We start from the raw sequence: 14,901 nt of genomic DNA, 5'->3' as shown, positions 1-14,901 counted from the left end.
ATAAGCAACTAACAAAAAATGGTGTTCAAATATGGGTCAATTAATGTTATAATGGCTCAATTGCTTTGGAGAGCTATTATGTTTTTAAAAAGATTTCCTGAAAATCCCCTTTCTCAAGATAATTCCTGACGTTGTTTGCAAGATGGATTTCCGCCTACGCGGAAACGACATTATTCAAAGTCATTTTGACCTAATAAGCAACTAACAAAAAATGGTGTTCAAATATGGGTCAATTAATGTTATAATGGCTCAATTGCTTTGGAGAGCTATTATGTTTTTAAAAAGATTTCCTGAAAATCCCCTTATTCAAAAAATAAAAATTAATGGCCGGTTTATAAGTGTTTATGTGCCATTAGATAAACTGGAAGCGTTCAAGGAGCGTTATAATCGCCTGGGCCATGGGTATGGAACACTCGCCATAGGTGAAGGCGTAATGCATGATTATGCCCATAACTCCCGCAATAAGCATCTTGACTGGCTAATCAAAAAGAGCCAGCATGAGCATTTTCATTTTATATTGCCTGCCCTGGCAACCCCATCAAACCTGGAAATGTTTTTAAATCATTTTGATGCGGATTTAACGCAGTTACAAAGGCATGAAATAGTATCAGGCTACGAGTCTTACATTAGTAAAATGTCGATGGAACGTGTTCTTGAATGTTCAAAAATTTATGAATACATATCAGCTGCAATTAATCAGCAGGATTTTTATGTAAAGCAGCTAATGCCTTTATTCAACGAATTGTGTATACGGATAGACACGTATTGTCAGGCTGTGAATGAGCAAGAAAAGATACCATCAACAATTCAGTTGGGGAATCGAACTATCAATGCAAAGAAAGCATTCGACACTGTTTCCAATTTTTTTGGCCATATAGGGATTATTATTCAACTTGCTAATAAATTAAGAGAGCTGCAAGAAGAAAATGAGACATGTGTAGCGATAATCGAGGAATTTAATCAATTATTTGAAAAGGCGTCCTCCATGCCGCTTCCTGATATGCTTAAACTGTCCCCGGAACTATCTAGGGAATTAGCTGATAACTTTCCATTTATCGATGCCAAAATCAGTGAATTCTATTTACATATTAAAGAGCAACTCTCCGAACGGCTAAATACTTCAGAATTAGTGTTTACTCCAAAGGAAGCGGAGCTAAGTAATTATGATAAAGCAATTGCGATCTTAAATAATCAGGGAAAGATAGGTAATACGATTATAAACCTGATTACCCGCCTGGCTGAGAATCAAAATAGCTGGAACCCTTACTGGCGTAACAGCAACGCAAAAATGGAATTAATAATTAATGCAGTGTTAAACGCTGAGAAGGGGGCAGATTTTGCATCGATATTAAACGATAAACAATCTGAACTTTATACAGCACTCAATATGCAACGATTACTTCCAGTGACTATTTTGGGTAACCTGGGTTTTTATCACGCTAAATCTGCCATCAGAGCAGAGAATGAATTAGCGAAACACAATGATATTAAAGACACATCTGCCAGTATCATCTGATATCTGGTTAACCAGTAAGTTCATTGGTAATAAACAGCAAGTTAAAACAGGCGGTTGTGGCAGGATCTCGACGAGATCCTGCCCTTAAACACTGCTTATCTCTCGGTCAGCGCGTTTTCCTTGGCTTTCAATATAGGTTTAAGCAAGTAATTCAAGACGGACTTATGTCCGGTCAATATATCCACTGTCGCCATCATTCCGGGGATAATATATAGCGGTTTTTGCTCAGTTCCCAGGTAATTCTTCTCTGTTCTCACCCGGATAATATAATAGGTTTCCTCTTTTTGTTTTTTTTCATCGGTGATCGTATCGGCACTAATCTGCTCTACTTTTCCGGGAAGACCTCCGTAGATAGAAAAATCATAGGCGGTTATTTTCACCATTGCTTCTTGCCCAATCTTTATAAATCCAATATCGGAGGGTTTAATTTTGGCTTCGATTAATAAAGTATCGTCGAGCGGAACAATTTCAATGATATCCATTCCTGGTTGAATTACTCCCCCAATGGTATTTACCTTGATTTGTTTGACTATTCCTTTCACCGGTGAGCGTACGGTAGTTCTGACCAGTCGGTCCTTGTCTGCCATATGCGCTTCGTTTAAGGCTGCAAACTCGCCCTTGGCTTTATTCAGTTGTTCTAATGCCTGCGATTTAAACTGGAATATTTTACCCTTTAACTCGTTAACACTACGCTGCAGGCGTAAAATTTCAACTTCGGATACAGCTCCTTTATCAACCAGGGGTTTAGAAAGATTTAGTTCTTTTATGGCATTGTCGAGCGCCTCTTTCATCTGTTCCAATTCTTCTTTTCTGGAATTGAATAATGCTTTTTCCGCCTCGACCAAACCTGGATTTTGCTTGGAAAAATCAGAAGGCACAGACATTTTCGATCCGCTCATTTCCGCATTCAGACGCATTATCTGGATCTGTAAGGCTGCCATTTTTTTTTGAGCTTCATTAAAAGTAGCCATAAAACGAGTATTATCGATTTGCATGAGGATCTGATTCTGCTGAACAATCTGTCCTTCTCGTACATAAAGTTTATGAACAATTCCTCCCTCAAGGTTTTGAATAATCTGAATCTGACTGGAGGGAATTACCTTGCCTTCTCCTTTGGTGACTTCGTCCAGAATGGCAAAATGGGCCCATAAAAATGCAACGCAAACAAAGATAATCGTTCCCCATAGGATTAAATGTGAAAATATGCGTGATTTTTCAGACATTATTTTTTTCCTTTTGAACAGTCATCCCTGAACGAAGGGTTGCCAGGACGGTTTCTTTGCTGCCATTGGCGACTAAGCGGCCCTCATCAAGGACAATAATTCGATCGACTAATTCCAGCATGGACAATTTGTGAGTAATAAGAATCAGAGTATGCTTGGGAGTCAAAAATTGAGTAAGCTGATCTTTTACATAGCGCTCACTGTTATCATCCATTGCGGATGTCGGTTCATCCATAATTAGTAAATGCGGATTACGAAGCAGAGCGCGGGCAATTGCAACGGATTGACGCTGTCCTCCTGACAGCTCGCTTCCTTTTTCGCCAACTTGACGATCAAAACCATCCGGATGTTTATTAGTGAAACTACCGACTCCTCCCGCATTGGCTGCTCTTATGATTGATTTGTCGTCAATAAAAGGGGCGCCAATGGTAATATTTTCTCTGACGCTGCCATAAAACAGGCTGACATCCTGGGGTACATAGCCAATTTGCTGTCTAAGATCGTCAGGATTAATCTGCCGATAATCGGTATCATCCAACAATATTGCACCCTCAGTAGGGAGATACAGCTTAAGAATCAATTTCGCCAGGGTCGATTTACCTGAACCGACACGCCCGATAACCGCTACTTTCTCACCCGCTTTTATGGCGAAAGTCAGATTTTTCAGGATAGGAAGTTTTTTATCCCCATAATCAAAGGAGACTTGTTTAAACTCGACATTCCCCGTTAAGGCAGGACGATGCAGAAAATGCGAATCCTCGGAAACATCGAGAGGCATCTGCATCACGCGGTTCAATGACTTAAGTGCATTGACGGACTGATAGTAGCGAGTCAGCAGGGATGCAACCTGCGACATGGGCGCTAGTGCACGGCCGGTTAGAATAGTGCAGGCGATCAATGCCCCCATTGTTAAATTCCCTTCGCTTATCATATATACACCGGCAATAACCATAATTATCGTTGCTGATTGCTGGGCGAATGCCGTTAAATTCATACTGATATTGGAAACACTACGCAGTTTCATCCCGGTCTTGGCAGAAAGCCGGATAAGTTGCTCCCATCTTGATTGCAAAGCTGATTCAGCCCCCACTGTTTTCACAGTTTCAATATTAGCAAGGGACTCAAATAAGGTCGCCTGTTTTTCAGCGGCTAATTGATAAGACTGCTTGGTTAGTCTGACTAAGGGAAGTTGCAAAATGAAACCGACAATAAAAATTATAGGAACAATAATTAATGGGATAAGAAACAGATTACCCCCGATAAAGTAGATAACGAGTATGAAAATAGCGACGAAAGGTAAATCAACCAACACGGTCATTGTGCCTGAGGTTATAAAATCACGGAAAACTTCAAAGGATTGAACTGTATTGCTTAAAGCGCCCACAGATTTGGGCCTGTCTTTCATGTTAACACCCAGAATCTGTTGAAAGATGGAAGCAGAGAGTTCAACATCACTGCGCTTACTCGCCTGATCGATAAAATGTGCGCGCAAAGTCTTGAACAATAAATCGAACAGAAACACCAGGCCGACACCGCCAGCAAGTACCCACATGGTTTCAATAGCATGATTAGGCACTACCCGGTCATACACGTTCATCGTGAACAGAGGCAATACCAGGGCAAAAATATTAATTAACAGAGAAGCAACCAGTACTTCGGAATAGAGCGGCCAGGATTTTACCACAACCTTCCAAAACCAGTTCCTGGATCGTTTGCCTGTAGTTTCTTCAGCTCTGGTTGTAAATTTATATTCAGGATGTACCAGAAATGCTTTTCCAGTATAAAGGGGTAAAATGTCCTCCACATTAAACAGCTGGCTGGAATCCTCTGGTTTGAAAATTTTTCTTTGTCCATGAGCGTCATGAATCAGTAAACAGGCTTCATCCTCTTTTAAAAGTAATACTACAGGCAGGCTTTCATCCAAAATTTTATTAATGGGTGTTTCTTTAAGCTCGGCATTTAACGATGCTCTTGCGGCAGCGCGAGAAAATAGTGCCGGACTTAACTTGTTACGTTTTAATGGTAGTCGTGCTGAAAGCGATTGAGCAGAGTAAGGGTTTTGATAATACCTGCTTAATAAAACGAGACAGGATAATAAAGAATCATTAGGAGGAAGCGATTCTTTATCAATAGACGACCAGGATTGTTTTTGAAATATTGTCATAATAATTATCTTTTATAGTTAGTTTGACAAAAAAATTAAACCTCAAGCCATCATAAAAAGGTTAGTTTTTTCACGCTATTTCTCAGCGCCATCTGCTTTTTCAAATGGTAATTTATAAAAGCTCAGTGCAAATGAAGAGAACGCCAGTATTGCAATGACCAGTAAGAAAGAAAACTTATTCTCTAAAAGGCTTAAAGCGATAACTCCCATAAAGAAAGAACTTATATTAAGGAGAAGAGAGTAAAGTGAAACTTTAATCATAACTGACTCATCATTACTCTCAACAGCAAGCCGGCTAAACACTGGAAATCCTATCCCCAAAGTAAAAATCAGTGGTAATAAGGTGGCTATAAGCGTTACGAGCGTAAAAATTCCCAGGAGACTAAATAGTATGGCCAGGAAGCCTGAGATTAGAACAATTATACTGCATAGTGTAGCAATACCCTTGAGGGAATACCGTTTTAATAACCAGCCTATACATCGTGTTCCCAGAATAAAAAAAGCAAAAATCAAGCCTTGCACCACACCAAATGCTATCGGATTATACTTCAGGTAGCTGATTACGAAAAATGGCCCGCAGATACTCCATGCGGTCATACCGGCAAAAAGTAAACACCATACCGATGCAGGACGGAGAAAGCGTGGGTTAAATGTTGTTTTCAAATATTTTTTGATCAAGAGGATAAAGTTACTCTTGTGACCATCCTGACTGGCCGTTTCTGGCATGATTTTGTACAAGTAAATAAGACAGAAAGAAGCAGCCAGGGCAAGAATAAGAAATATCCAGCGCCAGCTGGCCAGCTTCATGATAAATGCTCCCAATATAGGCCCTACGGCAGGAGCAAATACGGTAATACTTCCCATCCATGCAATAATTTTTACGGCCTGTTCCTGGTCATAAAGAACATGAATGGTACTATAGCCTGCAATTATAAGGGAGGTGATGGCCATTCCCTGCAGAAAACGAGCAAAAATTAATACTTCAATTCCAGGAGAAAAAGCGGCCATAAAGGATGCAATGACAAACACAGCTCCTCCCCACAACAGAATTTTTCTCCGGCTATATTGCTCAGAAATCCAGCCTAGCAAAAGCTGAGCAAATACATTACCCAAAAATATGACCGTAAGAGTGAGCTGGACCATAGAATCGTTAACCTTAAACTGCTGGGCGATTATCGGCATTGCAGGAAGGTAAGCGTCGATGGATAGATAGCTGATTAATTCGTATGCGACTAGAAATACCGGAAACAACTTTAGATTAGAAGATCTTAGCATTTGTCTGCTGCCTTATTAATACAGCTGGATGCCCAGCCTCATTATTTTGCTTCAAGTATTGATACTATTGTAATTTTAGCTCAAATCCTAATTTTATCCATCTAGAGACAGGCAGTACCTGCGAGGTAGCCTTCAAGTGCCATCTCAAATTTATCCTGGCTCATAAGAATGATTTCACAGATTTCCCTGACTGCTCCTTCACCGCCGCTGCGCTCGGTGATCCAGTGTGACCACTCTTTCACCTGTTGCACTGCATTGGGAACAGTGATGCCTAATCCGACTTGTTTGATAATCATCAAGTCAGACAGATCATCTCCGATATAAGCAAAATCACCATCGTGTAATTGCAATTCTTCCTTGATCTGCGTATATGCTTTACGCTTGTCAACTTGACCGCAAAAACACATGATGCCCACTTTCTGCATTCGCTCATAGATGACATTGCTATTGGAGGTGGTGATAACTGCAAGATGAATGCCTGCCGCAATCAACATTTGCATACCAATCCCATCATGGGCATTAAATGCTCTCGTGTCCTCGCCGCTACTACCTATGTATACTTTGCCGTCCGTCATTACTCCATCAATGTCGCAAATAAGACATTTTACTTTTTTCGCACGCTCAAACAAATCGCCTTTATTTAATTGATTCATTTTATTTTCCGAAAAGAGTTTTATAAGTTCTGGTTATGTTCTTTCAGTATAGGTACAAATCAATACACAATCATTTCAATCAGGAAAAAGAATTTGGGCTTTATGAATGTCATCATAAATTTGTCCAATAAGGGCATCTATAGATGAAAACTTTATTTCGTCACGCAACTTATGAACAAATAAAATTTCCAGCGCCTCACCATACAGATCGCCAGAGAAATTGAAAATGAAAACTTCCAGCACCTGGGTCGAACCTCTTACTGTAGGTCTTTTACCAACACTGGCAATTCCCTGGTAGCTCTGGCCATTTTTGCGTCTTACCTTGACGTAAAAAATGCCTGACAGGCAAGGGTACATATGTTCAGCATCGATATTTGCTGTAGGAATACCCCATTGACGACCCAACTGCTTTCCCTTTTGAACTCGTCCGATATAGCGAAAGTCGTCTTCGAGATCATGTACGAAATGATTGCAATCGCAAAGCTTCTCAAATTGTTCAAAATGCACAGGGAATTTTTCGTTGTGGATAGAATTTTCAGAGATTAGTAAAACTTTAGGAGGGTCGCCCAAGGGCTGGTAAGAATATTTTGACTGCGTAGACTGTTTGATTTCGTTTGGAGCGGACGCTTTATCTTGATAATATTTCATGACAGGGCCTCTTTCATACAAAACTGCTAAGCCAATCTCGCAATAACAGTAATGAATAACTTGATATTGTTGAAGATCTTACCGTTCAACACCCAAATCTCTCGCGATAAAAATTGAACTCAGCCGAATTCGACTGAGCAAGTAGTTGTATTTTGTCAGATGAAACATTTTTTATAAAAATCTTCATATCAGACAACCTTTCTTACTAAAGTCGCCATCCTGGTAACTATTAAGCATCCTGGTCAGGATCCCATCGTTTGACGACTCCAGAATCAATATCAAAAAGATCGAGAGCTCGGCCTACGCTGTGGTCAACGACATCCGCTACAGTTTGTGGATTGTTGTAGAAAGCAGGCATCACTGGGCAAATAATGCCGCCTTGCATGGTTACTTTAACCATATTTTCCAGATGGCCAAGATGCAAAGGAGATTCTCTGGTCATCAGAACCAGTTTTCGTCTATCTTTGAGCATAACATCGGCAGCACGTCCAATAAGATTGGTGCTGATACCATGTGCAATTTCAGCCAGTGTTTTCATTGAGCAGGGGGCCACGATCATTCCCAGGGCTTTAAAGGAACCGCTGGCGATATTGGCACCAATGTCATTAATAGGATGATATACATCCGCCATACTTTTTAATTCTGAGACAGAGAGCTCTGTTTCGTATTCGCGAGTCAACTGAGCTGATTTACTGACAACCAGATGAGTTTCAACCGGGAGAGAGCGTAACAGCTGTAACAAACGGATTCCGTAAATAATACCGGATGCACCACTTATACCAACAATAAGGCGAGGATTATTCTTCATCCTATGACTCCTTCAAGTAATAATATTTTTGCAGACGCAAGTCAAAGATAAGTATAGCAGTGTTTTTTTCCTGCATGCCTATGAATTGATTATTATTAATCAAAAAAACACTTTAAAATTATGCTACTACAAATAAAATACTATGAGAAAAGGAATCCTTTTATGTAAAAACAGATAAGTTCGGTACCAGAGGGGTAAAAAGCGTATCTCTGTTACAACGAATTGACATGACCTCAAACTTTTACTTGTCGATGGAGAATGGGATCAAATCTCATAAGGGAACCTATTATGAAGTCATCAATCCCAGCACTGAAGGGCTTTGTACCGTCAACTTGCGACACCGATTAATTCGCGGTCCCCTAATTCAACTTTTCACACAAAAAACACCTGTCAGGCTTCATATTTCATGTCTATACTTTTTACGTATTCCTGGCAATATTTCCTTGGCAAAAATAGGAATGTCGTGTAAATAATCAGGAAAAATGATCATCATGCCATCAATATGAGTGCGATCAAATATTTCCAGAATTCGCTCCATAATGGTTTCTGTTGAACCAGCTATTCGCATCGATAAAAAACCAGTGCGTGCAGCTTTAACATAATCATTTTCTTTACCAATTTCTTTGTCCAACAGGCCATAAGCTTTTAGCATCCCGTTTAGGGCGCCTTCATCCAGACCCTCACTATAATAATTAGCACGAGCCTGAGCTTTAGCATCGGTTTCATCCATGACTAAAGTCATCTGAATATAGGTGCGCATATAACGACTTTTTTGCTCAGCATGTTCTTTGACAGACAAGCTGATCTTAGCCAAATCTTCATCTGTTTTACCACTTAGGAAAATAGCGTCTGTTTCATTGATGGTAAAATTCATGCCTTGCGGAGAAATACCTGCGCAAATCAGGAAAGGCTGCTTTTCAGGTTTAGGCCCAGATTGACAGTCAATGAGGGTAAAATACTTACCTTTCATTGTCACCGATTCCTCATGCCAAAGTGCTTTTATTGCCTGGATCCACTCTGTTGCCAAATCATAACGTTGATCATGATTAACATCATCCAGCCATGCTCCCATTTGAGAAAATTCATCCTTATAGGAACCCGTTACTATATTTAATCCAGCTCGGCCATTACTTATCTTATCCAGAGTGGTGATTATTTTTGCCGCAACCGCGGGGTTTTGTAATAGAGTATGAATGGTTGTCCAGATTTTAACACGTGATGTGATGGCTGCAATTGCTGCTGCCAATAATGTAGCATCAAGCGTATCGTTCCAATGACGAGTCTCTCCACCGTATCCTCGATACTTAGCCATTGACATAACAAAATCAAAGTCTAATTTCTCAGTCATTAACGCAATTTGTTTATTAAGCTCATAACTGCCATCAAGTTCAGGTTTATTCTTGGATAAAATCCAACCGCCATTACCCATAGGGAGGAACACACCAATATCTTTTCCCTGGGTGTCAGACGGTAAACCAAAGCTATTTTTATAGATGCTCATTGTTTTTCGACTCCTGCTACTTAAACATTGATGAAAATTAACTTAATTTGCTTTTTCAAAGTCAAATGCATCAGCAAAAATCATTTTTTTACAAACTCCTTTTCGAACCTAAGCATCACGAATGTCATATATCATTTCAAAACGGCCACTAATTGATAATCAGTTAACGAGCTTGAGGATGCTTGTTTATATGGTCCTTTATTTAAACAGTCCTTCGATAATAATCCTCAATAGTTGATTCAAGCTTATTCTGTGCCGATAGAATAAACTCACAGACTTCACGTACAGCACCATGCCCGCCTTCATTTTTTGTCTGCCAGTGAGAAATGTCCTTTACTTGCACTACTGCATTAGCAACTGCAATACTAAGACCGACCCGGCTCATAACAGCCAGATCAGGAAGATCATCACCGCAATAAGCGATAGCCTCATCATCTAATTGAAGTTCTTCTTTAAGATGATAATATGACGGTAATTTATCACTTAGTCCTGTATAACAAATCACACCAAACCGCTCTAAATGATGAGTAATTGAAGAAATTTCGGAAGTAGTCAGAATTGCAAATTTAATGTCATTTTTTATGAGCATATTTATACCGACACCATCCAAGGCATTAAGCACTTTTAAATCAAACCCAGTCTGAGACATGTAAATTGAACCATCAGTCATTACACCATCCAGATCACAGATTAGACATTTTATTTTTGATGCCCTCTGAATCGGATCATTGATTTTTGTATTTGTTTTAAGATTGCTCATAATTATAACCTGCTGTGTTTAAATTAATTTTTTTGGTTTTCAATCTAAGAATGGATTCGTTCTTTGGGTAACTCTAGTTCTTTGGGTAACTCTATAAGGTATAGCTTACCCTTCTTGAATTGGTCAAGCTTCATTCAAGGCCACCAGGAGGTGCAAAAAATTAATCTGGCAGTGAAATACCCAGGATTCCAAACCGCTGTTTTGGAAACCTTTACTTTTTATGGCTTCAGATTACACCATCTCAAGATTGCACATAATTAATCCTATGCAGCATCTTTTTGTCTAGTAAACTAAAAAAATTATCTTTTTTTCCACAAAAATCAAAATATAAAACTATAGTTAGATAAAAGAATAAATAGTTAGTTGCCAGCATGGATGAAAATTATCTTTTAGCCGCCTTAGAACAGGCCTTTCTGGGACGAGGAACTTGTGCTCCCAACCCTAGTGTTGGAGCTGTTGCTGTCCGTGAAGGGAACATTATAGCTCGGGCATTTCATAAAGGAGCCGGTACTCCACATGCGGAGGTACTGGTTTTTGAGCAGTTTCCAAAGCATTTGGAAGGAGTCACTCTTTATGTCACCCTGGAGCCTTGTAATCATTGGGGACGCACACCACCTTGTGTGAATGCGATTATTGCGCAGGGAGTTGATAGAGTGGTGTACGGATATCGTGATCCCAATCCTGTAGTCATTTCTAATAATACCCCTTCAATTCTGAAAGAACATGGCATTGAAAGCCGTTATCTTCCTCTGAAAGAAATCGATGATTTTTATATCAGCTATCGACACTGGCGGCTTACTAAAAAGCCTTTCGTCAGCACTGCGTTAAAACAAAATTTTTCAGGCGAATCGAATTCCAGATTCATTAATCCATCACAGGATGAATTTTTTCAAATGCAAAGAAAAAATGCAGATATTATTCTAACAGTTGCTGAAGGTCGTTACCCAAACATTCAAATGAGTAATATCAATATAAATGGCAATAAATATCAGAAAAATATCGCCATAATTGATGATAATCTTCAATTAGATAATTCCTCTGAAATCTTTAATTCGTCAAAAAAAGTATTAATTTATTTTGATGAAGGAAAAGAGCCAGTATCCCAAAACAAATCAGCAACCTATTACACTAAAAAGTCGAAAGATTATGAGTCAAGTTTGGACGAGATAATTACTCATCTTGGTGAGCTTGGATTTCATGATGTATGGGTGGAAGGAAGTGCTGAGCTTCTGGCAGCTATACATCAAGCAGATCTCGTCGATAGAACTTACATTTATTTAGATGAAAATCAGAAGAAGATAAGTGACGAAGAATTATTGAAAAATAGTCTGAATCATCAAAAAAAAGCTGTCTTAACCTGGCAAATTATGAATGAGGAATCCATACTTTGCTGTGATTGGAGGAAACGCTAGTGTTTACTGGTTTAGTAGAGAAAGTGGGGAAAGTTTTGACCAATACAACTGTATCGTCTGGAAAAAGGCTGGTGGTTGAAGCATTTATACCCGATTTACAGGAAGGTGAAAGTATTGCCGTCAATGGAACATGTTTAACCTGGTTGCCTGAATCGCCAACAAAACTACAATTCGATGTTTCACCAGAAACACTCGATGTAACGACTCTGGGGAGTCTGCAGGAGGGAGAGCCAGTTAATCTTGAGCGTGCCATGATGGCATCCACGCGTCTGGGGGGGCACTATGTATGTGGCCATGTCAATACAACAGCATTTGTAAAAGAGAGGAGGAAAATTAAAGATTTCACAGAACTTGTGGTCGGTGGTTTTTCAGAAGATCAAAGGAAATACCTTATACCAAAAGGGTCTATTACCTTGGATGGAGTGAGTTTGACAATTAATGATGTTAGAGGGCGAGAAATTTCATTAATGATTGTGCCATATACTCTCGAAAATACCACGCTGAAGTTTATAGGAGAAGGGAAAAAAATCAATGTGGAATTTGATTATATCGCACAAATTGTTGCATACAATTTGTCTCTAGCTGGTTAATTTTTTACAGATATTTAGGGGTGAAAAATATGTCAAATAGTGCCTTTGCATCAATAGAAGAAGCTGTTGCAGCGTATAAAGCCGGTAAAATGATCATTTTGATGGATGATGAAGACCGGGAAAATGAAGGCGATTTATGTATCGCTGCGCAATTTGCGACACCGGAAGCAATTAATTTTATGGCTACACACGGCCGGGGACTCATTTGCCTTGCCATGGAAGGAGCAATCATTGATAAATTTAACTTACCAATGATGGTTGCTAAAAATGGTTCGCCTTTTGGCACAGCTTTTACAGTTTCAATTGAGGCTTCAACAGGAGTTTCAACTGGTATTTCTGCTTATGATCGGGCTCGAACAATTCAGGTAGCAGCGGATCCAAACAGCAAATGTGGTGATCTTATTTCCCCAGGACACATATTCCCATTACGAGCCAGGGATCGAGGTGTGCTGGAGCGTGGCGGTCAAACCGAGGGAAGTGTTGACCTGGCTAGATTGGGAGGTTTAACACCGGCTTCAGTGATCTGCGAAATTATGAATACTGATGGAACAATGAGTCGACGTGATACCTTAACATTTTTTGCCAAGAAACATGGATTGCTCATGGTAACCATTAAAGCGCTTTTAGAATATCGTATCCGCAATGAAACACTGATTCAACCACAGGCCACCGTTAATTTACCAATGAAAAATTACAAAGATTTTCGTATGACTGTGTTTTCGAATCAACTTGATAATTCAGAACATTTTGTGCTGATTAAAGATTCCGTTAATAAAGATGTTCCTCCTTTAGTCCGTATCCATTCGGAATGTATTACTGGGGATGTTTTCGGTTCATTCCGATGTGACTGTGGCATGCAGTTGCAAAACTCAATTGACCGTATCGCTCAGGAAGGGGGAGTTTTAATATACCTGCGTCAGGAAGGACGAGGTATTGGTCTTGCTAATAAACTGAAAGCCTATGAGCTGCAGGAAAAAGGTCTGGATACAGTGGATGCTAATCTGAAACTGGGATTGCCGGTTGATAAACGCGATTATGCGATGGCTTATCAGATACTTCGCCATTTAAAAGTGGACTCTATCAGACTTTTAACTAATAATCCTTCAAAAATCGAAGACCTGGAAAAGTATGGTATCAAGGTGGTCGAGCGTATTTCAGCACAAATGCCGCCCACTATGGAAAATCATTTCTATCTGAAAACCAAAAAAGACAGATTAGGGCATTTTCTTAATTTAGGTGAGGATGTGTCATGATACATTATAAAAACACTGAAGAAGAAGGTATCGTTGAATCTTTTCCGGTTGGAATCGTTTTCAGCCTGTTTAATCCGTCAGTGTCAAAGCCCCTTTTAGAAGGGGCTCTTGAGCACTTGCGGGCAAGAGGATTCAAAGAAGAGCACATAACGGTTGTAGAGACGCCCGGAGCGCTTGATATTCCCTATTTTGCGCGTATGTTAGCAGCTCAGAATCGCTTTGAGGCACTCATTGTGCTTGGTTCAATTATTCATGGTGAAACCTACCACTATACCTGGGTTGGCCCACAGGTTTGTAAAGATTGCCAGGATATATCAAGAGATTTTAATATTCCTGTTATATTTGGCATCCTGACGACCGAGCATGCCTCGCAAGCGATGGAAGCTCTTGGTGGACGCTACGGGCATAAAGGCGTGAATTGTGTAGATTATGCGATTGACATAACCAATGTGCGACGGCAGCTCGCTGCAAGTTAAATAAGTCATGACCGATTAAAAGTAGGGAGAATATAATGCAATATTCAAAGCCGGCTGAAGATCTCAAGCCTGTGAAATCGTTTCCTGTTGCAATAATTACAAGTCAATTTAATTCTGATATTACAGCGGCATTAAAAGAAGGTGCAGTGGATCAACTGCGCAAAAGAGGAATTGAAGATAAAGACATACTGCTCTTCGATGTTCCTGGCGCTATTGAAATCCCGCTAGTGGCCCAACGTATTGCCAGCAAGAAAATGGCAAAAGCGATTATAACTTTAGGTTCGGTGATTCGTGGTGATACCAGTCACTATGATTTGGTCTGCGATGTGGTGAGTGATGGCTGTATGAGAGTATGCCTTGATCATAGCATTCCAGTACTTTTTGGGGTGCTGACTACTGAAAATAACGAGCAGGCCTGGGATCGTCTGGGAGGCAAGTATGGCCATAAAGGCAGAGAGGTAGCGGATTGTGCCGTGGCAATGCATGAACTCTTAACCAATCTGGGTTAATTTTCACGATTAAAAGACGTTGAAAACTGTTTGTGGAGTTCACAAAGTCCATTGCGAAAGTCGCATAGCTCTTTTTAATGAGCTCCACTTATCAAACAGCCTTCAATAAGTGA

At 39.9% G+C, this 14,901-nt stretch carries 14 protein-coding genes; 6 read left to right on the top strand and 8 right to left on the bottom strand.

The window, feature by feature from the left end; translation table 11 throughout:
• Positions 1 to 271: 271 nt before the first annotated feature.
• The gene (locus tag B1207_RS02280; RefSeq protein ID WP_112218385.1) at positions 272 to 1,516 is read left to right on the top strand and encodes a hypothetical protein; all 1,245 of its coding nucleotides are present in this window, start codon (positions 272 to 274) and stop codon (positions 1,514 to 1,516) included.
• Positions 1,517 to 1,611: 95 nt separating this feature from the next.
• Here B1207_RS02280 and B1207_RS02275 read toward each other — a convergent pair whose 3' ends face one another.
• The 8 genes from B1207_RS02275 to B1207_RS02240 all read right to left on the bottom strand — a co-directional run bounded on the left by B1207_RS02275 (position 1,612) and on the right by B1207_RS02240 (position 10,548).
• The gene (locus tag B1207_RS02275; protein ID WP_112218384.1) at positions 1,612 to 2,739 is read right to left on the bottom strand and encodes an HlyD family type I secretion periplasmic adaptor subunit; all 1,128 of its coding nucleotides are present in this window, start codon (positions 2,737 to 2,739) and stop codon (positions 1,612 to 1,614) included.
• Positions 2,732 to 4,903, bottom strand: a complete 2,172-nt coding sequence (locus B1207_RS02270; protein WP_112218383.1) for a type I secretion system permease/ATPase — start codon at positions 4,901 to 4,903, stop codon at positions 2,732 to 2,734. Before B1207_RS02270 ends, B1207_RS02275 begins: the two co-directional genes overlap by 8 nt.
• Positions 4,904 to 4,978: 75 nt before the next feature.
• A complete protein-coding gene (locus B1207_RS02265; protein WP_112218382.1) occupies positions 4,979 to 6,178 on the bottom strand; it encodes an MFS transporter in 1,200 nt (399 codons plus the stop codon).
• Positions 6,179 to 6,279: 101 nt separating this feature from the next.
• The gene (locus tag B1207_RS02260; RefSeq protein WP_112218381.1) at positions 6,280 to 6,831 is read right to left on the bottom strand and encodes a KdsC family phosphatase; all 552 of its coding nucleotides are present in this window, start codon (positions 6,829 to 6,831) and stop codon (positions 6,280 to 6,282) included.
• Positions 6,832 to 6,906: 75 nt separating this feature from the next.
• The gene (locus B1207_RS02255) at positions 6,907 to 7,479 is read right to left on the bottom strand and encodes a riboflavin kinase (RefSeq protein WP_112218380.1); all 573 of its coding nucleotides are present in this window, start codon (positions 7,477 to 7,479) and stop codon (positions 6,907 to 6,909) included.
• A gap of 229 nt (positions 7,480 to 7,708) precedes the next feature.
• Positions 7,709 to 8,287, bottom strand: coding sequence for a UbiX family flavin prenyltransferase (locus B1207_RS02250; protein WP_112218379.1), 579 nt, complete (start codon positions 8,285 to 8,287; stop codon positions 7,709 to 7,711).
• A 397-nt stretch (positions 8,288 to 8,684) separates the two neighbouring features.
• Positions 8,685 to 9,788 (bottom strand): LLM class flavin-dependent oxidoreductase, encoded by a 1,104-nt coding sequence (locus tag B1207_RS02245; protein ID WP_112218378.1) that lies wholly within the window; start codon positions 9,786 to 9,788, stop codon positions 8,685 to 8,687.
• A gap of 202 nt (positions 9,789 to 9,990) precedes the next feature.
• Positions 9,991 to 10,548 carry a KdsC family phosphatase gene (locus tag B1207_RS02240; protein WP_253255767.1) on the bottom strand — a complete coding sequence of 186 codons (558 nt, stop codon included), beginning with the start codon at positions 10,546 to 10,548 and terminating at the stop codon, positions 9,991 to 9,993.
• Positions 10,549 to 10,919: 371 nt separating this feature from the next.
• Between B1207_RS02240 and ribD the strand changes: the two genes are divergently transcribed.
• The 5 genes from ribD to ribH (B1207_RS02215) are packed head-to-tail and all read left to right on the top strand — an operon-like array spanning position 10,920 to position 14,788.
• A complete protein-coding gene (gene ribD, locus B1207_RS02235; RefSeq protein ID WP_112218377.1) occupies positions 10,920 to 11,960 on the top strand; it encodes a bifunctional diaminohydroxyphosphoribosylaminopyrimidine deaminase/5-amino-6-(5-phosphoribosylamino)uracil reductase RibD in 1,041 nt (346 codons plus the stop codon).
• A complete protein-coding gene (locus tag B1207_RS02230) occupies positions 11,960 to 12,550 on the top strand; it encodes a riboflavin synthase (RefSeq protein WP_112218376.1) in 591 nt (196 codons plus the stop codon). The genes ribD and B1207_RS02230 overlap by 1 nt, the downstream gene beginning before the upstream one ends.
• A 29-nt stretch (positions 12,551 to 12,579) precedes the next feature.
• Positions 12,580 to 13,803: a 3,4-dihydroxy-2-butanone-4-phosphate synthase gene (gene ribB, locus B1207_RS02225; protein ID WP_112218375.1), complete on the top strand. Its 1,224-nt coding sequence runs from the start codon at positions 12,580 to 12,582 to the stop codon at positions 13,801 to 13,803.
• The gene (gene ribH, locus B1207_RS02220; RefSeq protein ID WP_058508314.1) at positions 13,800 to 14,279 is read left to right on the top strand and encodes a 6,7-dimethyl-8-ribityllumazine synthase; all 480 of its coding nucleotides are present in this window, start codon (positions 13,800 to 13,802) and stop codon (positions 14,277 to 14,279) included. Before ribB ends, ribH (B1207_RS02220) begins: the two co-directional genes overlap by 4 nt.
• Before the next feature lie 35 nt (positions 14,280 to 14,314).
• Complete coding sequence (ribH, locus tag B1207_RS02215) at positions 14,315 to 14,788, top strand: 6,7-dimethyl-8-ribityllumazine synthase (RefSeq protein WP_058508313.1); 474 nt, start codon at positions 14,315 to 14,317, stop codon at positions 14,786 to 14,788.
• Positions 14,789 to 14,901: the final 113 nt, after the last annotated feature.

This window comes from Legionella quinlivanii (assembly GCF_003265995.1).
GTDB classification, from domain to species: Bacteria; Pseudomonadota; Gammaproteobacteria; order Legionellales; family Legionellaceae; genus Legionella_C; species Legionella_C quinlivanii_A.
The sequence above is the reverse complement of the archived record's forward strand: the minus strand, read 5'-3'. Positions and strand labels throughout refer to the sequence as shown.